We start from the raw sequence: 19,898 nt of genomic DNA on the forward strand, positions 1-19,898 counted from the left end.
CAGTAGTCCAGCCGCAATGATTGCAGTAGCTAAAAATATTAAGCCCACAAATGTGTAATCAACAGTCCCTTTTACTATTTCTTTAATCGCTAAAGCCACGTTTGTAACAGGAATGAATGCTGTTTTAGCAGTAAGCTCCATATTTGGCATTATTGAAATAATAATAGGGAAAAATACACCCATGCTAAGCGGAGCCATGTAGTTTTGCGCTTCTTTAAACGTACGTGCATAAATAGATATAGCCAAAGCTAAGGCTGAGAATATAGCAGCCACAGGTAGTAGCAGTACAAATATCATCAGTAAATCGGTTACCGCTAATGTACTAAATGCCGCTTTAATAAAATCAAGATCAGCAAATGCTAACGCCAGTGCTATCCAGCAACCCATACTCAAGACCGTTATGGTTGTGGAGGCAATGGATGTAGTTAACAAAGTTATAAATTTACCAAGCACCAGCTCTGTACGCGTAATAGGTGTAAGTAGGAGTGTTTCTAGTGTGCCGCGTTCTTTTTCGCCAGCACCTAAATCAATAGCGGGATAAGTAGCCCCCATTAGTACTAATGGTATAAGTAAGTAAGGTAAAAACCCGCCAATTTTTTCGCCAAGGTTTTCACGTTTATCGGCTGTATCTACTTTAATGACTTCAATTGGATTAAGAATGGATTTTTGAACAGACTCTTCAATACCAAAACTAATCAGCTTTTGAGTTTGCAGCACGTCACTGTATTCTTTTGCGAGCTCTTTAACGCGTTCGAATAAAAAATTGATAGATTTTGAATCGTTAAATACAACCTGCCACTGGCTTTGTTTTCCATCATCTAATGTTTGCTCAGCATGGCTTGGTAAATAAATACCCATATCAATATCGCCAGCTATAACACCAGCTTTAAGCTCTTCAATGTTATTAAAGGTTTTAGCCCCTTTATAAAGCTCAAAACTTTTGTGATAAAACACTTTATCAGTAAACTCTTGTGCGTATTCACCATTAATAATGGCATACGTATTTACTTTTTGTTCTGCATCCATCGCTGCTTGTGAGCTTATAAATGCCATTACGGCAAACAATAACGGAAATATAGCGACAGGGAGCGCAACAACAAATAATAGCGTTTTTTTGTCGCGTAATAACTCTCTTAATTCCTTTTTAAATACCTCAAACATCATGTTTCTCCGTTAATATGTTCATAAACGCTTGATTAAGCTCATCACTATTACCTGCTTGTTTAAATTCATCTACTGTTCCGTCAAAGCAGCTAATACCTTCGTTAATTACAGCGACTCGGTCGCATAAAAGTGCAACTTCATCTAAATGATGGGTAGAAAAAATAACAGGAGTACCTTGCGCCTTTAAACCCTTAATAAATTGAATAACGGTTTGCGTGGTCATTATATCCAGACCCGTTGTTGGCTCATCAAGTACAACAACTGCTGGGCGATGCACAACAGCACGCGCAATATTTGCTTTTTGCTTCATACCTGTTGATAGGTTTTCTGCGCGTTTATCTACAAACTTATGCATATCAAGCAATGTAAATAGCTCATCACAACGCGATGCAATATCGCTTTTGCTCATACCGTGGAGCTTTGCAAAATACTCTATGTTTTCTTTTACAGTTAAGCGGCCATACAAACCGGTAGAGCCCGATAAAAAACCGATAGACTTACGTCCCAGTAGCGGTTTTTTTACAATGTCGTTTCCGGCAATTGTTATTGAGCCTTCATCGGGCTTTAACGCGGTTGAAATCATTCTAAGTGTAGTCGTTTTACCCGCACCATTTGGGCCTAGCAACCCAAGTACTTCACCCTTTGCGCAGCTAAAACTCACATCTCGTACTGAGTGAAAGTAATCTTTATCTTCACGAGGGTCGATGTCGTCTATTTTATTTTTTTTGTGATCTTTAGTTAGCTTAAATTTCTTTTTAAGCCCAGCAACTTCTATCATGTTCGTATCCTTCGTTTCGCTCTAAAATAATCTGTATTGTTGTAAAAAGAGTCGTCTTTGTTTTCGTCATGCCAGCCTGGCACACCTAATAAAGGCAGTGGTGAAAGCTGTTTGTTATCGGCTAAGCAGTTATCTGTATTAATCATCTCATAAAGGGCTTGGTCTAGGTACTGATATTGAGTAACTAAATCTTTACAAAATATTTCATCCGGTACACAAACAAACAATGCTTTACCCGTTAAACCTATATAAGGTTTGGTGAGCATTTCATAATTAGCATGGCCAAACATAAACGCTTTAATGCTTTTTCCCCATTCGCTTTTATGCTCAACAAATGCTGTTTTCCATTGATGATCGCAAAGCCACTGCTGCCATTTACTCTCACTTATAGCTAATACAACACCACATTCATCAAAGAGCGTTAGTGCATTACGATGCTTAGTACGCTTTTGCAAACCATGCTCAGCTATATCTTGCATATGACGCTGGTTAATAAGTGCTTTGGTTTTAGGAAATAAACACCAAATAAAGCCACCAAATAAGTCATGCCAGTTCTCACTGCGTGTAGGTACAACACCCGTTTCAAAAATAACTTGTTCGTAATAACGATCGCCAAAATCTACCTTTGCATCATCTTCAAAAGTAATAGGAATATTATTCGCATTAATAGCGGTTAAAAATGGAGAAAACCACTGCGGCGCCGGCCAATCTGTTAATTCGTTAACTTTAAACAGCTCACGTAAATGCGCAAATGCACCTGTTTCTAGACTACTGATTTGCCACTGCTCGGGGGGAGTAAAACGCTTCATTTAAACCTTTAACAATTTATGCCTATAATTTACGAGAAGTTTACCGCAAAAACTGGTTCTACTTAATAGAAGTTAATATACTAATCACAACTTAAAACAAAAAAAGAGCTGACATGAAACATTATTTCTCTCTCACACTCCTCGCTACTGCTGTTTTAGCAGGTTGCGCAACAACAAGTATTACACCTACTGATGTAACAAATGGTTATAACAGTATTCAAGCTGATGAATTGGCTAAACATGTAAAAGTACTCGCATCAGACGAATTTGGTGGTCGCGCTCCTTCATCACCTGGCGAAAAGCTAACGCTTGATTATTTAACTGCGCAGTTTAAAGCCCTAGGTTTAGATCCAGGTAATGGCGACAGCTACTTACAAGAAGTTCCACTTGTGTCGCTTGAGGCTGATGCAAACATGGTATTAAGTATTGGTGGTAAAGACTATCAATACAAAAAAGACATGGTTATGGGTAGCAGCCGCATAAGCACACAAGAAGGCATAGAAAATTCTGAACTTGTATTTGTGGGCTACGGCGTTAACGCACCTGAATACAATTGGAATGATTACGAAGGTTTAGACGTTAAGGGCAAAACGGTTGTAATGCTGGTTAACGATCCGGGTTTTGCAACAAAAGACCCTGCTTTATTTACTGGCGACGCAATGACCTATTATGGGCGTTGGACATACAAATACGAAGAAGCGAGTCGCCGTGGTGCTGCAGGTGCAATTATTATTCATGAAACAGCACCTGCATCTTACCCGTGGTCAGTAGTTGAAAACTCATGGAGCGGTGAGCAGTTTGGTTTTCAAAAAGAAAACAACAACATGGACCGTGTAGCTGTTGAAGGCTGGGTTACAACTGACGTAGCAAAAGAGCTTTTTACTAAAGCAGGTTTAGATTTTGATACCGTTAAAACGAATGCTGCCAAAGGTGCTTACCATGTTGATATGGGCGATTTAACTGCTTCTGTTACTATTAAAAACACGATTAAAAAATCGGTGTCGTATAACTTTATCGCCACTTTACCTGGTAGTGAAAAACCAGATGAGCATGTTATTTACTCTGCTCATTGGGATCACTTAGGTACAGACAAAACACGTAAAGGTGATCAAATTTACAACGGTGCTCACGACAATGCAACGGGTACCGCTGGGCTAATTGAAGTAGCTGAAGCCTTTACTAAATTACCAAAGCCCCCTAGCCGCTCAATGACATTTTTAGCGGTAACTGCTGAAGAGCAAGGCTTATTAGGGTCTAAATACTATGCGGCAAATCCAGTGATTGCAGCGAATAAAACAGTCGCTAACATAAATATGGATAGCTTAAATTTATTAGGCAAAGTAAAAGACATGAATGTGGTTGGTATTGGTAAATCACAAATGGATGAGTTTTTAGAAACTGCGGCTAAAGAGCAAGGCAGAACAATATCAGGCGATCCTAAACCGTCATCTGGTGGCTATTACCGCTCTGATCACTTTGCATTTGCTAACATGGGTATTCCAGCCATGTACGCAGGCGGTGGTACTGTGGCTGCTGATGAAGAAACGGCTAATTACCGTAAACGTATGAGCTTAGTACTTCGCGGTTGTTACCATCAACCATGTGACCGTTACCGTGATGAATGGGATTTATCGGGTGCTGTTCAAGACTTACAATTATTTTATAAAGTAGGTTTTGATATTTCTGAAACAGAACAGTGGCCAACGTGGAATACAAACTCTGAATTTCAGCGTAAGTAGCCCAATTTAATCACAGCCTTAAATTCAAATTTAAACTAACTTAGATTTGGCTATCGAAAAACTCAAACAGAGTAATCGATTTAAATAGATATAAATGATATTGATTATCATTTAATTAAAATATACAGTGTGACCTAGTTAATTTATTAGGTCGCATTGTATGATTTCACTCCCTCACATTGGTTTTATTACTCCTGCCTCAAAACGATTTTTGAGCCAAAATAAACGCTTACTGCTGCCTTTATTTATTTTAACTTGCCTTGCAATACCGCAATTACGCGAAATAACAATGACCGCACTAAGTGATGCATTTTTTCAAGTGAGTGTGTTTGTTGCTGCTACCCTTTTAATTTATTACTACGCTATAGAACACTTACCTCAATTAGAGCTTAGTTATTTAAGTGCCAAGTCCCCTATTTTAGAAATTAGCTTTGCAGCGGTTTTAGGTGCATTACCTGGCTGTGGTGGCGCTATTATTGTGGTTACTCAATTTACAAAAGGCCAAGCAAGCTTTGGTGCTATTGTTGCTGTGCTAACAGCTACAATGGGAGATGCAGCATTTTTATTACTTGCTACCCGCCCTACTGAAGGCTTGTTAATTATGGGAATAGGGTTAGTTGTGGGTACATTCAGTGGTTTACTGGTTAATACAATACACAAAAAAGACTTTTTACGCCCAACAGCGCAAGAACAAAAGCACCAAATTAAAATACTCTCAACTAACATTATTAAAATCAGTAAACCGGTTTGGATGGTAGCAATTATCCCAAGCCTTATAATTGCCTTTTTGATTGCCTTCAATGTTGATTTTTCGCAGTTTGGTGCAAGCACAAGTACTTTAATTACGCTATTTGGTGCATTAATGGCTTTATTTATTGTGAGTATTTGGGCACTTTCGTCAAGAGGTGAAAGCTATCAAGAAGTAACGTCAGAAGACGATGCATGTAACCCCCCTTCTAAAATAATAAAAGTATTACAAGATACCCATTTTGTAACGGCATGGGTTGTAGCCTCTTTTATGCTATTTGAGATTTTGGTTAACATTGCAGATCTTGATTTAAAAACGTGGTTTGTACATTACGCCTATTTGGCCCCATTAATTGCAGTGCTTATTGGTTTTTTACCTGGTTGTGGTCCGCAAATAATTGTTACAACGCTTTATATTCAAGGCATTATTCCCTTTAGTGCTTTAGCAGGAAACGCAATTTCTAACGATGGTGATGCGTTATTTCCAGCAATAGCAATGGCGCCCAAAGCTGCAGTTATAGCTACACTTTATACGTCTATTCCCGCATTAATAGTTGGTTATGGGTTGTATTTTTTTGTTGAAATTTAAAAAACACAAAAAAGCTCAGCAATTGCTGAGCTTTCAACATGTTAAGTTATTCTTACTTATACAGTTGCTGGTTCTACTGCTAATTCTTTAGGATTTGGACCAAAATCGTTTTCACCTTCGTGCGAATCTTGCGCAAGAAAAACAATTAAAACAATCCAACCAATGATTGGCACTAACCAAAGTAGCTGCCACCAGCCTGAACGGCCTGTGTCATGAAGACGACGAGCACCAGCACTTAAGCCAGGAATTAATAGCGCTAAGCTATAAATAGAGCCAATGAACATTGTACCTAGTACACCATCAATCGCATTACAAACTACTGAAAAAATGAAGTTAAATAATACAAACATCCAATATGCTTTACGACGATTACGGCCTGAAAAATCTGCGTAGCTACGCAACGCGTTCATATAATGTTCCATGAAATTTCCTTAGTGTTATTTTTTATATTCCCTAACGGGGTTAATCTAATTACTTTTTAGTAACATTTGTATCTTAATTAAAAACAGCTGACATTAAAACAAAAAACCAGCTAAAAGCTGGTTTTTATTACATATTAACAATTTAGCTATTAACTCATAGCCATCATCATTGCCGATGGGTTTTCTAAGTACGATTTCCATAGGTTATTAAAGCGAGCAATAGTGCCCCCATCAATAACGCGATGATCGCCAGACCAGCTCACTTGCATAATAGCTTTACTCACAACCTGCCCACTTTCATCAAAACGCGGTAGATGCTGCAGTTTACCTAGCGCAACAATAGCCACTTCTGGTTTATTAATTATAGGGGTCGCAATAGTGCCGCCAATAGCTCCAATGTTAGAGATGCTAATTGTCCCACCTTTTAAATCATCGGGTGCAACACGGCCTTCTCGCGCTGAATGAGTTAAACGGGTTAAATCATTTGCCACATCAACAATGCTCTTACTCTGGCACGATTTAATATTAGGCACTAACAAGCCAATTTTAGAATCAACCGCTATACCGATATTATGATCGTTATAATAGGTAAGCTCTGAGCATTCATCGTTCACTTTTGAATTAAGTACAGGGTACTCTTTCATTGCTAGCGAGAGTGCTTTTACAAAAAATGGCATCATGGTGAGCTTAACGCCTTGTGCTTTGTACTGCTCTTTTAAAGAGCTACGCAAAGCTATAAGCTGTGTTAAGTCTATTTCATCACTAAACGTAAAGTGCGGAATAGTTGAAACCGAAGCTACCATTTGCTTAGCCATGGCCGCTTTAATGCCTTTAATTTGCTCTACTCGTACGCCACCGCTTTGATTCTGTGTTTGGTTTTGTACTGCACTTTGAGAAGCATCGCTATTAAGCGGTGAAGTATCAATAGTATTTGGCACTTCGCCTTTTACAAACTCTTCAATATCTTGCTTGTAAATACGTCCATTTTTACCACTACCTGGTACACAGGTTAAATCAACATCTAGCTCACGTGCTTTACGACGAACCGCAGGTGATGCAACCGCTTTTTGATTGATAACTTTAGCAGCTTGCTGCGTTTTAACAGGGGCAACTTTTTCAGCGACGGCATTAGTTTGAGCCTTTACGACCGCTTGGTTTATATCAACATTTGGTTTTGCTGCACTGCCTGCAATTGTCATTTGAAACAACGGGCTATGTACTTTTGCTATTTCACCTTTTTGGTAATATAGTTTTTTTACTGTGCCTGTATATTTTGCCGGAATTTGTACTAATGCTTTGTCGGTCATTACGTCACAAACCGCTTGGTCTTCTTCTATTTCGTCGCCTTCAGCAACTAACCAATCAACAATCTCACACTCAACAATACCTTCACCGATATCCGGTAATATAAAGTCCTCAACCACATCAGCTGCATCATCAGTTTTATTTTCAGCTTGTACTGGCTCTTGTACTACTTCATTGCTAATGCTTTCACCTGCTACATCCATAGCGAATAAAGGGGCATGTACTTTAGCAATCTCACCTTTTAGATAATATAGCTTTGAAATAACGCCATCATGCACTGCCGGAATTTGTACTAATGCTTTGTCTGTCATAACATCGCAAATTGGCTGATCCTCAGATACGGTATCGCCTTCTTGTACTAGCCATTCAACTACTTCGCATTCAACAATGCCTTCACCAATATCAGGTAATATAAAATCTTTAGCCATGGTAACCCCTAAAAATCCATTGATTGTTTAATTGCAGCCAACACTTTTAGTGCATCCGGTACGTATTCTTTTTCAAGTGCCAGCGGGTATGGCGTATCTAGACCACATACACGTAAAATTGGCGACTCTAAGTGCAAGAAACACTCTTGTTGTATTGTCGCGGCTATCTCTGCACCAAAGCCATTGGTTATAGGCGCTTCATGACTCACGATTAAACGGCCGGTTTTAATAACCGATTTAGCAATCGTTTCAACATCCCATGGTAAAATACTACGAAGATCAATAACTTCACAGCTTATACCTTGCTCACTTGCTTGCTTTGCTGCATCTTCAATAATCTCCATTTGAGCACCCCACGCTAAAAGCGTAATATCGGCCCCCTCTTGTACTACTTCAGCCGTGCCTAATTCAATACTATAATCTTCTTCTGGCACTTCGCCAATTGATGCACGATATAAACGCTTAGGCTCAAAAAATATGACCGGGTTATCGTCTTTAATTGATGCACGTAATAAACCTTTAGCTTGATAAGGGTTACGCGGTACAACTACTTTCAAACCCGGTGTGTGCGCAAAATACGCTTCGGGTGATTGTGAATGGTATAAACCACCGGCAATACCGCCACCATAAGGTGTACGAATAGTTAAGTTACCCACATTAAATTCATTACCACTGCGATAACGAAATTTAGCGGCTTCATTTACTATTTGATCAAACGCTGGGAAAATATAATCAGCAAATTGAATTTCTGCCAATGCAGGCGCACCAAAAGCTGCTAAACCATTAGCAAAACCTAAAATACCTTGCTCGGTTAAAGGCGTATTAAAAACACGATGTTTACCGTACTTCTCTTGCAAGCCCGATGTTGCTCTAAATACACCACCGAAGTAACCAACATCTTCACCAAAAATACAGGCTTGAGGGTGTTCATTCATCGTAATATCCAGAGCAGAGTTAATTGCGTGGAGCATGTTCATTTTAGCCATTACTTAATTCTCCCTGCGGTTACTGGGTAAGCATCTGGATGCTGTTTGATATGTTCTTTTAGTTGCTCGTACTGGCGTTGCAATAATGGAATTGGTGTATCGTAAACGTCAGATACCAGTTCTTCTAAAGCGGGCTTTGCAACAACTTCAGCACGTTTAAGCGCTGCTAAAATTTCTTCACGAATCGACTCTTTTGCTTTTATATCGTCTTCTTCGTTTAACCAGTCTTGCTTGACCAACCATTTTCTAAATTTATCAATAGGGCACGTTTGATGATTAGCTTCTTCATCTTTAGAGCGATAACCACTTGGATCGTCTGACGTAGAGTGCGCACCCAAACGATAAGCAATCGATTCAATGAGTACAGGCTCACCTTGTGTTGAGGCTATTTCGCGTGCTTTTTTAGTCGCCGCATACACAGCAAGTGCATCTGTGCCATCAACACGAATTGTTTTAATGCCATAACCCACACCACGCGAGGCAATACCATCGCCTTTAAATTGCTCATCAGCAGGGGTTGATATTGCATAGCCGTTATTACGTGCAAAAAATATAACCGGCGCTCTGTGAACAGCGGCCATATTTAAACCGGCATGAAAGTCACCTTCAGATGCAGCACCTTCACCAAAGTAACAAATAGTCACATTATCAATTGTGCTGGCAAGCTCGCCTGTTTTAGCGTCGATGTGCTTTATTTTTTGGCCATATGCATAACCCGTTGCCTGTGGTATTTGCGTACCCAATGGCGATGAGATCGTCATGTAGTTTAGCGCTTTAGAACCATAGTGGATTGGCATTTGACGACCTTTGCCTAAATCCAATTCATTTGAAAACATTTGGTTCATAAATTGATCAAGCGTAAAGCCACGATAATGCAGGGCTGCCTGTTCACGATATTGAGCCATGATCATATCGTCTTGATCAAGTGCAGCAGCAGAGGCTGTAACTGCGGCTTCTTCGCCTAGGCATTGCATATAAAAACTAACACGGCCTTGGCGCTGCGCGCCTTGCATACGTTCATCTAACAAACGTATAAAACGCATTGTTTCATATAACTTAATAGCGGTATGTTTTGAAATGTCAGGTGCGGTTGCACTAGGATGAATGTCGCCGTCCTCAGTTAAAATACTAAGGGTTGGAATATTAAGCGCTTGACCATCAATAAATTCAAGCTCGTGGTTAATATTCAGCGATACGTTATTTGGATTACTCATAACCTACCTTCTTTTGTTGTCGGTAAAACAGTGCCCCTTTAAATTATTATTGTGGGTGATTGTTGCTGGTTAAACTTTGCAACATCTGCACTATCTTTAATTAAAGCTGCCAACACTTTACGTTAACGTAAAGTGTTATTCAACAGATCTGGGACGAAACAAAAGCAAATACTGGTTAAATAAGTGGCAAGTTAACGATACGGTTACTTTAATTAATAGTAATCATATAGTTAACTTCAAGCCATTAGTGGTCTGATGAGTTAAATTAGACGAAATTGCTATCAATATCCATTGGAATAACAGTAAGGAGTGCTCTTTGCCCTAATGCTACGCTCGCATTTGGAAAAATAATAGCCTCTCCTTCAACGTCAGCATAAATCGCTGTATCACCGTCGGTTGCAAGTAGTTCACCTTTCGCAAAGCCAGTAAAGTTCTCGGCATCGTCAGAAAAAGGAAAGCTAAAATCGTTCTGCGTTCTATTTATTGTGCGATGGACAGCAAACAATTCAAAATCGTTTGCATTAAATTCAGGATATTTAACTTCATTTTGACTAATTAATGCAGTTAAGGTTTGCTTTGTTTTTTCAAAGCGAGCCATATCGTTTTGACCAAATGGCTTAACTTGACCCAGCTCTACCGTAAAAGAATCAGCACCGTGTATAAATGACGAATAATAGCTAAATGTTGTTGCAGGAGATTTCATCATAAGCACAGTATTTACACCACAACTCAATAAGAATTGTAACTGCGACTTTTTCCATGGCTTACCATGTAAAAATGGATACACAGCAAATTTTTCGTTTTTAGAGCCTCTAATTGCAGTGTGTAAGTCGTAATGACATCGCGTACTGCCTTGCTCGCCACGTGTATAAAAATCGCTTACGTATTGCTCAAGCTTTGCAGCGCGGTTTCGCTCATTATTCATTGGTACACCTTCAACTGTATGGTGACCATTAAATAATCTATTTAAGTTTTCTTCTACAAAACGCAGGCCAATATTAATTGATTGTGGATTACCGTAAATAAACAAAGCGCGCTGCTTAAGTATCAGCTCGCCTTTTATAATTTGTTTAATAAGTGCATCACAAATTTCAATTGGCGCAGTTTCGTTACCGTGTACAGCGCTTGAATAAACTACATCTTTTGACGTTGTAACAGCAGGTTGAAACTCAATGACTCCGGTATCGTGTATATTTACAAGAGTCCCATTATCTAAAACAAACTCACCTGCATCTAAATGCCATTCGTTGTCACGACTAAGCGTTAAAAAATCGCCAGTTTGTTTTAATTCATTTAAGTAAGATGGATTGGCTGACATATAATAAGCCCTTTAAAAATAATGTGAGAGTAGACTCTTATGCATATATTTTTATAAATACACAAGCTATAGAAACGAAAACGGCTGAATAAATCAGCCGTTTTAAAATTATTAGATTAAGTTAGCTTATAACTGAATCTACAAGCTTTTTAGCTTCTTTTTCAAGTAACGCTAAATGCTCTTCACCTTTAAATGATTCAAGGTATATTTTATAAATATCTTCAGTACCTGATGGACGCGCTGCAAACCAGCCATTTTCAGTAACCACTTTTAAACCACCAATGGCGGCATCGTTACCTGGTGCATGAGTCAATTTTTGCAAAATAGGCTCGCCTGCAAGTGTATCTGCTTTAACATCAGAAGCACTCAATGCTTTTAAACGTGATTTTTGACCGCTTGTGGCTGGTGCATCTAGGCGTTTATAAATTGGAGAACCAAACTCTTGTTCTAATTCTTTATAAAGCGCTGATGGCGTTTTACCTGTCACAGCAAGTATTTCTGCAGCGAGTAGACCCATAATGAAGCCGTCTTTATCTGTACACCATACAGAGCCATCAAAACGTAAAAATGCAGCACCTGCGCTTTCTTCACCACCAAAGGCAAGCTTGCCTTTGCTTAAGCCTTCAACAAACCATTTAAAGCCTACTGGTACTTCTTTAACCTTACGGTTGTTACGAGCAGCTACTTTGTCGATCATAGAGCTAGAAACCAATGTTTTACCAATTTCTACGGTTTCATTCCAATCACGGTGTTTAAGTAAGTAATCGATTGCCACTGCTAAAAAGTGGTTTGGATTCATTAAACCATCTGGCGTTACAATACCGTGACGATCGTAGTCAGGGTCGTTACCAATAGACACATCAAAATCATCTTTTAGTGCAATAAGATTTGCCATTGAATAAGGCGATGAACAATCCATACGAATTTTGCCGTCTTTATCAAGTGGCATAAAAGCAAAACGTGGATCAACAACATCATTAACTACGGTTAAATCTAAATTATATTTTTTTGCAATGACTGGCCAAAAGTTGATGCCTGAACCACCTAGTGGATCGATACCTATTTTAATACCTGCATCGCTGATTGCTTTTAAATTAACGATATTTGCTAAGTCATCAATATAAGGAGTCATTAAATCTTCGTAGCGGATAAAGCCGGAACGCGATGCTTTAGCGAATGGAAATAACTCAACTTCAACTAAATCTTCTAATAAAAGTTGATTAGCTCTGTCTTCAATCCAATTAGTGACGTCGGTATCAGCTGGCCCGCCATTAGGTGGGTTGTATTTAAAGCCACCATCTTCAGGAGGGTTATGCGAAGGCGTAACAACAATCCCGTCTGCTAATTCATTTGGGTGTAGCTTATTGTGGCTCACTATGGCATGGCTGATAACTGGCGTTGGTGTAAAATCACCGTCCTCTTGCGTTATCACTTGCACTTCGTTAGCAACTAATACTTCAATAGCCGAGTTAAATGCGGCTTCACTCAATGCGTGTGTGTCTTTGCCTAAAAATAACGGACCAAATATGTCATTTTGTTTTCTGTAATCACAAATAGCCTGAGTAATCGCTAAAATGTGTGATTCGTTAAATTTAACATCGTAAGAACAACCACGGTGGCCTGAGGTACCAAAGGCAACACAATGCTCTGGATTTTGTTCAAGATCAGGTTCATTTAAGTAATACGCAGATACTAATTTAGGTACGTTAACCAGTGCCGATTGTGGAGCAGTTTTGCCTGCGCCTGAGTGAATAGCCATTATATTTCCTTACAGGTAATCGCGAATTTTTTCAGCTTGCTCTGCACTATATCCAAGGCAAAGAGCCACTTCATGAAGCATCATTTTTTTACGCGTTGTATTAGAATTAGTCATAACCCAATATTCACTATCGGTTATGTTTTTAGGATTCATACTACTACCGCTATTTACTAAAGCTTCTTTACTAGTAGCAAAGTAAACACGGTCACGCCCTTTTATGTCTAATACCGCAGAAAAATCAGTTTTATGTGTGCGGTAAAATGCACTTAAAATAAACAAAAAGCGTCCAACAACACCTTTTTGCATTGCCAGCTCTTCTTTATTTAATACATTAAAAACATTATCGCTTTTTTGCTTCACGGGTGCGTGAGCTACAGGCGTTTGTTTTTTTGAAGTCTCAGCAGCAGATGGCTCTGAGCTTTTTAATGTGGCGGTAGACGTAGTCGCAGTTTGATTATTTTGAGTTAGTTCTACGTTTGCGGTTTGAATTTTTTCGCCGCTCAGATTTAATAAACGACGTAAAATAGTGGATGCACTTTCACCAATACTTTGCGTATTGCTAGCAATATATTGATATAACTCGTCGTCTATGTCGATTTGTTTCATGTTCTTCCTGTCATTACGGGTCACATTTTTTTCTCCCGTGTGATTATACCCAAACCAATCAGAAATGCGAGTTACAACAAGCACTCCCGTAAACATATTAATATTTACCTCATTGTTGTTGATTTAACAAACAAAAGCCCAATTTAATAAATAGTCGCTGTATTTTTTGCTTTTTAGAGCAATGCTCGGCAAACTATGGCGAAATTTTCAGGAGGCGGGTATGCAGTTAAATTACAAGCAACAAGGGCAAGGTCCTAATGTTATTTTGATACATGGGCTTTTTGGATCATTAGAAAACCTAAATGTAATAGCAAAACCATTAAGTGAACACTTTAATGTTATTAACGTCGATTTACGTAACCACGGGCTTTCTCCGCATAGCAACGAAATGAACTACCCGGCAATGGCACAAGATATTGTTGAGTTATTAGCACATTTGAACATAGATAAAGCACATTTAGTTGGGCATTCTATGGGTGGTAAAGTAGCAATGGAATTAGCACTTACACATCCTGAACTTGTAAATAAGCTTGTTGTACTTGATATAGCACCTGTTAGTTACCCTGCTCGGCACACAAAAATATTACAGGCATTAAAAGCGGTTTCAGGACAATCAATAGACGATAGAAAACAAGCTGATATAATTATGCAGCCTTACATAGAAGAACTGGGAGTTCGACAGTTTCTACTTAAAAGCCTCGCTAAAAATGAGGAAGATCATTTTGCATGGCGATTTAACTTAAATGTGCTTGACGAAAAATATTCTACTATCACATCCAATGTTAATGAAAATAATTCTTGTTTGTGCGATACTCTTTTCATTAAAGGTAATGATTCTGACTATATTTTGCCCGAGCATCGTACTGCAATTAAAGCTCGCTTTAAAAATACCAAGGCTAAAATAATTCATGGCGCAGGCCATTGGCTTCATGCTCAAAAGCCACTTGCTGTAAATAAAGCGATAAACGACTTTTTAACTGCGGTTTAAAGCAATTTTAATCGCGTGTTTTTGATTTTGCGCACTAAATATATGAATAATTATATGCTATAGTACGCGCCGTTTAATTTAAAGGTTATACGTTGATGGTCAGTCAGTTAATTAACGAATTTGATACCCTAGGGTTGTATTTTGGCTTAGCCGGTATTTTCATATTCATCGGCATGGCAATTAAAGACGTACTAAAAAGTGGCAATGTGCCTAAGTTCGGACAATACATTGTCTGGGGCGTGCTCTTTTTAGGTTGTTCAGGCTTTATTGCTAAAGGTCTTATTCAAGTATTTTGGCAAGGCGCAGGTGTAGGTTAAGCATGGCGAAGTCAGAAACAGATAGAACTACACTCGATTTATTTGAATACGAAAAACGCCCAGGCAGACCTAAAACCAATCCCCTTTCACGGGATATGCAGTTAAAGGTAAATAAACGTAATCAAATAAAAAGAGATAAAGCACGTGGCTTAAAGCGTGTTGAATTTAAAGTTTCATCGCAGTTATATCAAGCATTGAGTGATATGGCAGATGCACAAAATATTAGCCGCAGTGCGCTGATTGAAACGATTTTACAAGAAAGATTGGCTATTGATACATAAAAGGTTTTAAATCCATGGCAAGTGTAGGCATTTTTTTCGGAAGTGACACAGGTAACACAGAACACGTAGCAAAAATGATCCAAAAAGAATTGGGTAAAAAGCTAGTGGCTGTTCATGATATTGCAAAAAGCTCTAAAGAAGAGATTGCTGAATTTGATTTGATCTTATTCGGTATCCCTACTTGGTACTACGGCGAAGCACAATGTGACTGGGATGACTTTTTTCCAGAACTTGAAGAAGTTGACTTTGAAGGTAAACTTGTTGCTATTTTTGGTTGTGGAGACCAAGAAGATTACGCTGAGTACTTTTTAGATGCGATGGGCATGATCAACGATATCGTTACTGAACGTGGCGCTATTGTTGTTGGTCATTGGCCGAGCGAAAGCTATGACTTTGAAGCATCTAAAGGCATGGCTGATGATAAGCATTTTGTAGGTTTGGGTATCGACGAAGACCGTCAACCAGAGCTTACAGAACAACGTGTTAAAGCATGGTCTGCTCAAGTATATGAAGAAATGTGTTTAAGTGAATTAGCTGACTAATTTACTGCATATATCGCTAGCTGTTTAAATAATTATCAAACAGTTAGCGTTTTAAGCTTTAGTGGCAATATAAATCAATTGTTCTTTGCACTTAACGCTTAGGCACGTTATCCTGTTTGTTGCTAATGTGTCGTGTACATCTTTGCAAGATGTCTAGTATAACCAAATAAAATTGAGACAGATTTAATGACTGATCATAACTTGGAACTTAAAAAAGCCGGTTTAAAAGTAACTTTACCGCGTATTAAAATATTAGAGATTTTACAATCTCCAGATAACCAACACATCAGTGCTGAAGATGTTTACAAAATTCTTTTGGATCTAGGTGAAGAAATTGGTCTTGCAACTGTATACCGCGTACTTAACCAATTTGATGATGCGGGTATTGTAAGCCGTCATCACTTTGAAGGTGGCAAATCAGTATTTGAACTTTCAGGAAGCACACACCACGATCATTTAGTATGTTTGAAGTGTGGCAAAGTTGTAGAGTTTGAAGATGAGATGATTGAACGTCGTCAACTTGAAATTTCTGAAGAAAATGGTATTACACTTACAAACCATTCTTTATATTTATACGGTGAGTGTAATGATAAAGCAGCGTGTAAAGAATTTAGCGACGCTAACAGCTAATACCGCTTTTAAAAAGCAATAAAAAACCTGCTAAGTGCAGGTTTTTTTTGTGTCTAAAATACGCTTGTAATGAATAAACCCAGTAAAAACTGGGGATATTAAACCTGAACTCTGGTTAAGAGATTTACCAACGTATTGAATCATGGTGATATTTAAATTTATTTTCTCTAGCCAGAGATTTTAAGTGAAAACAAGGCGAATTCACGCGTCAATAGCTGGCCTATTGCAAGTAAATTCAACGCAGTTAGCGCTGAAAATAGCTGCTCGAGATAGATTTATTATCCAGAGTTCAGGTTTTTTAGATATTACTTATTGAGTTTTAGACCATGAATCACGAAGACCCACTGTTTGGTTAAATACAACGTTCTCTGATTTAGAATCACGAGAGAAATAACCTGTACGCTCAAACTGAAAGCCCTGCTCTGCTTGTGAATTAGCAAGCGATGGCTCTAATTTAGCGTTTGATAAAACAACCAGTGACTCAGGATTTAATGTTGTTTCAAACTCATCAGCGGCTGCTGGGTTTGGAACACTAAACAAACGATCGTATAAACGAACTTCTGCCGTAATAGACTCTGGTGCTGAAACCCAGTGAATAACACCTTTTACTTTACGACCATCACTTGGGTTTTTACCAAGTGTTTCGCTGTCGTATGTACAGAAGATAGTTGTGATTTCACCATTTTCGTCTTTTTCAACACGCTGTGCTTTAATAACATACGCACCACGTAAGCGTACTTCTTTATCAAGCACTAAACGTTTAAACTTGTTATTCGCTTCTTCTTTAAAGTCTTCTCGTTCAATATAGATTTCACGAGTAAATGGTACATCACGACGACCCATTTCTTCTTTATTTGGGTGGTTAGCCACTGATAAAGTTTCAACTTTATCTGCATCGTAGTTTTCAATAACAACTTTAACAGGATCGAGTACGGCCATTGCACGTGGTGCATTTTCGTTTAGATCTTCACGGATACATGCTTCAAGCATACCCATTTCAACCATATTCTCTTGTTTTGTTACACCAATACGCAAACAAAACTCACGGATTGAACCTGGTGTATAACCACGGCGACGTAGACCTGCAATTGTAGGCATGCGTGGGTCATCCCACCCTTCTACATGGTTATTTACCACTAAATCACTTAGCTTACGCTTAGACATAATTGTGTATTCAAGATTTAAACGTGAAAACTCAATTTGCTGTGGGTGACACTCTAAACTAATGTTATCAAGTACCCAGTCGTACAAACGACGGTTATCTTGAAACTCGAGTGTGCATAATGAATGTGTAATACCTTCGAGTGCATCAGAAATACAGTGCGTGAAGTCATACATTGGGTAAATGCACCACTTGTCTGCTGTTTGATGATGATGAGCAAAACGTACGCGATAAATAATTGGATCGCGAAGCACCATAAATGAACTAGCCATATCAATTTTAGCACGCAGGACACATTCGCCTTCTTTGAATTCGCCAGCACGCATTTTTTCAAATAACGCTAGGTTTTCTTCAACTGATGTATCTCTGTACGGGCTATTTTTACCTGGCTCTTTCAATGTACCACGGTATTGGCGTGCTTCGTCTGCTGTTAAAAAGCAAACGTACGCTAAGCCTTTATTTATAAGCTCAACAGCGTAACCATATAAAGTATCAAAATAGTTAGAAGAATACTTTATATCGCCATCCCAGTTAAAACCTAACCACTGTACGTCTTCTTTTATAGAATTAACGTAGTTAATGTCTTCTTTTTCTGGGTTTGTATCGTCAAAACGTAAGTTACATAAACCGTTATAATCTTTTGCGATGCCAAAATTTAAACAAATTGATTTGGCATGACCAATATGCAAAAAGCCATTAGGTTCAGGTGGAAAACGTGTATGCGTTGTTGCATGCTTTTTACTTGCTAAGTCTTCATCAATTCGGGTTCTAATAAAGTTACTTGGGCGATTCTCAATTTCCGCCATAGGAGTGCAGTCCTCTAAATATTACGTAATAACAAAACTAATGCATTATTACAAAAACATACACTAACATACAGCACTAGATTAAGGTTTATTTTTGATATTGCTTAACTTTAATTCAGCTGAACCATTGTTTATGAATAAAATTTGTTTTAACGCAATATTTAAGTCATCTAAACAGTTTATAGTAGGTAAATAACCTACATTATAAGGATTTAAAGATGGCGACACTTAATCAACATCGTGTATATATTCCAACTAATGCACGCGCTAACCACTACCTTTTAGCTGAAATAACCCCTAATCACGATTTTTATAAAAGCTTTAGTGATATAAATTGCTGCTATGAACGTATTGCACGCCAGCTGTTTGCTTCTTGTGATGAGTATGAGCTTTATAATGTGCACTTATTAGCGAATGATAAACTACCCGTTGTAAGATTTAATGATGAGTCTTATCAATTAGAAACAGATAAACAAATGCTCTTTTTTTATAATCCCCGTTATCACGAAGCGCATAAGATTTATTACACTGAAGGTACACCAAGTAAAAAAATACGCATTCTATTTTTAGCAACAGGCGATGATTTACGAGCCAATTCTGCAGAATTTCATAATAAAGTCCAAAAAGTGTTAGACACTTTACAAGGACAACTCTTAATAAATCAGCCCCAGTTTAAACTACGCGACCATCAACACTTAACGTATGACCTCTTTGCTAAAGAAAAAGGCAACAAGGAAAGCTATGGTTACAAATTAAGAAGTCTCTACCCTCGCTACCAATCAAGACAATGCAGCATACCCAATGATTATGCAGAGATGACTTACGCCACTTTTACTATACCGGTTTCGCGCGCTATTAAAACGCAGTTTCAAACACTAATGAACACAAACGATTATGCTAAATTTTATGACTACTTTGCTTATGCATTTATACGTGCGTGTCAAAATAATAACTTAAACCATGGCGCTATGGTTGCTAACGGTGCAACGCCTATTATACGCAACAGTAAAATAGATAAAAGTGAAGGTAATGATGAACTTCAAAAGTTAAGTTTTGATATTGAATCTAATGAAAATCAAATTAAGCACTTTTATGAAGCAAGTAAATTGGTAGAAACGCTGCATTTTGTAGTAGTCGCAACGCAGCAGGATAAACATGAAATGGGCTACGGTCGATTTATGAACCAAGTAGAAAAAACAATCTATACTCTGTGTAATGAGCTGGCTATAAATAAACAACGCCAAGACTTATCTGTACGTTTTTTCCAGCATATTAGTTACCCGTTCTAAATTTTCATCTAATAACAAA

General features: G+C 38.3%; 19 protein-coding genes. 8 read left to right on the top strand and 11 right to left on the bottom strand.

Annotated features, from left to right (window positions below):
- The 3 genes from CXF76_RS11890 to CXF76_RS11900 form a co-directional block, all read right to left on the bottom strand.
- Positions 1-1,161 (bottom strand): ABC transporter permease (locus CXF76_RS11890; protein ID WP_101163767.1); only part of this gene is annotated, 1,161 nt, incomplete at its 3' end.
- Positions 1,154-1,942: an ABC transporter ATP-binding protein gene (locus CXF76_RS11895; RefSeq protein WP_007586825.1), complete on the bottom strand. Its 789-nt coding sequence runs from the start codon at positions 1,940-1,942 to the stop codon at positions 1,154-1,156. The genes CXF76_RS11895 and CXF76_RS11890, both read right to left, overlap by 8 nt.
- Entirely contained in the window at positions 1,939-2,751 is an 813-nt protein-coding gene (locus CXF76_RS11900; RefSeq protein ID WP_101163768.1) for a DUF3025 domain-containing protein, read from the bottom strand. Before CXF76_RS11900 ends, CXF76_RS11895 begins: the two co-directional genes overlap by 4 nt.
- A gap of 113 nt (positions 2,752-2,864) precedes the next feature.
- Between CXF76_RS11900 and CXF76_RS11905 the strand changes: the two genes are divergently transcribed.
- Both CXF76_RS11905 and CXF76_RS11910 read left to right on the top strand, forming a co-directional pair.
- Positions 2,865-4,490, top strand: a complete 1,626-nt coding sequence (locus CXF76_RS11905; RefSeq protein ID WP_024589210.1) for a M28 family metallopeptidase — start codon at positions 2,865-2,867, stop codon at positions 4,488-4,490.
- A gap of 160 nt (positions 4,491-4,650) precedes the next feature.
- Complete coding sequence (locus CXF76_RS11910; RefSeq protein WP_101163769.1) at positions 4,651-5,826, top strand: putative manganese transporter; 1,176 nt, start codon at positions 4,651-4,653, stop codon at positions 5,824-5,826.
- A 56-nt stretch (positions 5,827-5,882) separates the two neighbouring features.
- On the opposite strand, the gene CXF76_RS11915 is transcribed toward CXF76_RS11910, so the two are convergent.
- From CXF76_RS11915 to seqA, 7 genes are all read right to left on the bottom strand, one after another.
- Complete coding sequence (locus tag CXF76_RS11915) at positions 5,883-6,248, bottom strand: DUF805 domain-containing protein (RefSeq protein ID WP_024589208.1); 366 nt, start codon at positions 6,246-6,248, stop codon at positions 5,883-5,885.
- Between the two features lie 149 nt (positions 6,249-6,397).
- Positions 6,398-7,981: a dihydrolipoyllysine-residue acetyltransferase gene (locus CXF76_RS11920; protein ID WP_101163770.1), complete on the bottom strand. Its 1,584-nt coding sequence runs from the start codon at positions 7,979-7,981 to the stop codon at positions 6,398-6,400.
- Between the two features lie 8 nt (positions 7,982-7,989).
- Positions 7,990-8,967 (bottom strand): alpha-ketoacid dehydrogenase subunit beta, encoded by a 978-nt coding sequence (locus CXF76_RS11925; RefSeq protein WP_008171214.1) that lies wholly within the window; start codon positions 8,965-8,967, stop codon positions 7,990-7,992.
- Positions 8,967-10,181 (bottom strand): thiamine pyrophosphate-dependent dehydrogenase E1 component subunit alpha, encoded by a 1,215-nt coding sequence (locus CXF76_RS11930; protein ID WP_010552681.1) that lies wholly within the window; start codon positions 10,179-10,181, stop codon positions 8,967-8,969. Before CXF76_RS11930 ends, CXF76_RS11925 begins: the two co-directional genes overlap by 1 nt.
- A gap of 265 nt (positions 10,182-10,446) precedes the next feature.
- Complete coding sequence (gene astE / locus CXF76_RS11935) at positions 10,447-11,499, bottom strand: succinylglutamate desuccinylase (protein WP_024589206.1); 1,053 nt, start codon at positions 11,497-11,499, stop codon at positions 10,447-10,449.
- A 121-nt stretch (positions 11,500-11,620) separates the two neighbouring features.
- The gene (pgm, locus tag CXF76_RS11940; protein ID WP_101163771.1) at positions 11,621-13,258 is read right to left on the bottom strand and encodes a phosphoglucomutase (alpha-D-glucose-1,6-bisphosphate-dependent); all 1,638 of its coding nucleotides are present in this window, start codon (positions 13,256-13,258) and stop codon (positions 11,621-11,623) included.
- A gap of 9 nt (positions 13,259-13,267) precedes the next feature.
- Positions 13,268-13,864: a replication initiation negative regulator SeqA gene (gene seqA / locus CXF76_RS11945; protein WP_024589204.1), complete on the bottom strand. Its 597-nt coding sequence runs from the start codon at positions 13,862-13,864 to the stop codon at positions 13,268-13,270.
- A 220-nt stretch (positions 13,865-14,084) separates the two neighbouring features.
- On the opposite strand from seqA, the gene CXF76_RS11950 reads away from it, so the two are divergent.
- The 5 genes from CXF76_RS11950 (at position 14,085) to fur (ending at position 16,622) form a co-directional block, all read left to right on the top strand.
- A complete protein-coding gene (locus CXF76_RS11950) occupies positions 14,085-14,852 on the top strand; it encodes an alpha/beta fold hydrolase (RefSeq protein ID WP_101163772.1) in 768 nt (255 codons plus the stop codon).
- Between the two features lie 95 nt (positions 14,853-14,947).
- On the top strand, positions 14,948-15,169 hold the full coding sequence (locus CXF76_RS11955) for a DUF2788 domain-containing protein (protein ID WP_002962930.1): 222 nt from the start codon (positions 14,948-14,950) through the stop codon (positions 15,167-15,169).
- Between the two features lie 2 nt (positions 15,170-15,171).
- Positions 15,172-15,450 (top strand): LexA regulated protein, encoded by a 279-nt coding sequence (gene ybfE, locus CXF76_RS11960; protein WP_002962928.1) that lies wholly within the window; start codon positions 15,172-15,174, stop codon positions 15,448-15,450.
- Between the two features lie 14 nt (positions 15,451-15,464).
- Positions 15,465-15,992: a flavodoxin FldA gene (gene fldA / locus CXF76_RS11965; RefSeq protein ID WP_007586856.1), complete on the top strand. Its 528-nt coding sequence runs from the start codon at positions 15,465-15,467 to the stop codon at positions 15,990-15,992.
- Positions 15,993-16,178: 186 nt separating this feature from the next.
- A complete protein-coding gene (fur, locus tag CXF76_RS11970) occupies positions 16,179-16,622 on the top strand; it encodes a ferric iron uptake transcriptional regulator (protein WP_007586857.1) in 444 nt (147 codons plus the stop codon).
- A 309-nt stretch (positions 16,623-16,931) separates the two neighbouring features.
- Here the strand turns inward: fur and glnS are convergent, their stop codons facing one another.
- Positions 16,932-18,590 carry a glutamine--tRNA ligase gene (glnS, locus tag CXF76_RS11975; RefSeq protein ID WP_101163773.1) on the bottom strand — a complete coding sequence of 553 codons (1,659 nt, stop codon included), beginning with the start codon at positions 18,588-18,590 and terminating at the stop codon, positions 16,932-16,934.
- A 218-nt stretch (positions 18,591-18,808) separates the two neighbouring features.
- On the opposite strand from glnS, the gene CXF76_RS11980 reads away from it, so the two are divergent.
- Positions 18,809-19,879, top strand: a complete 1,071-nt coding sequence (locus CXF76_RS11980; protein ID WP_024592581.1) for a DUF3083 family protein — start codon at positions 18,809-18,811, stop codon at positions 19,877-19,879.
- Positions 19,880-19,898: the final 19 nt, after the last annotated feature.

This window comes from Pseudoalteromonas sp. 78C3, from assembly GCF_002836695.1.
GTDB classification, from domain to species: Bacteria; Pseudomonadota; Gammaproteobacteria; order Enterobacterales; family Alteromonadaceae; genus Pseudoalteromonas; species Pseudoalteromonas arctica.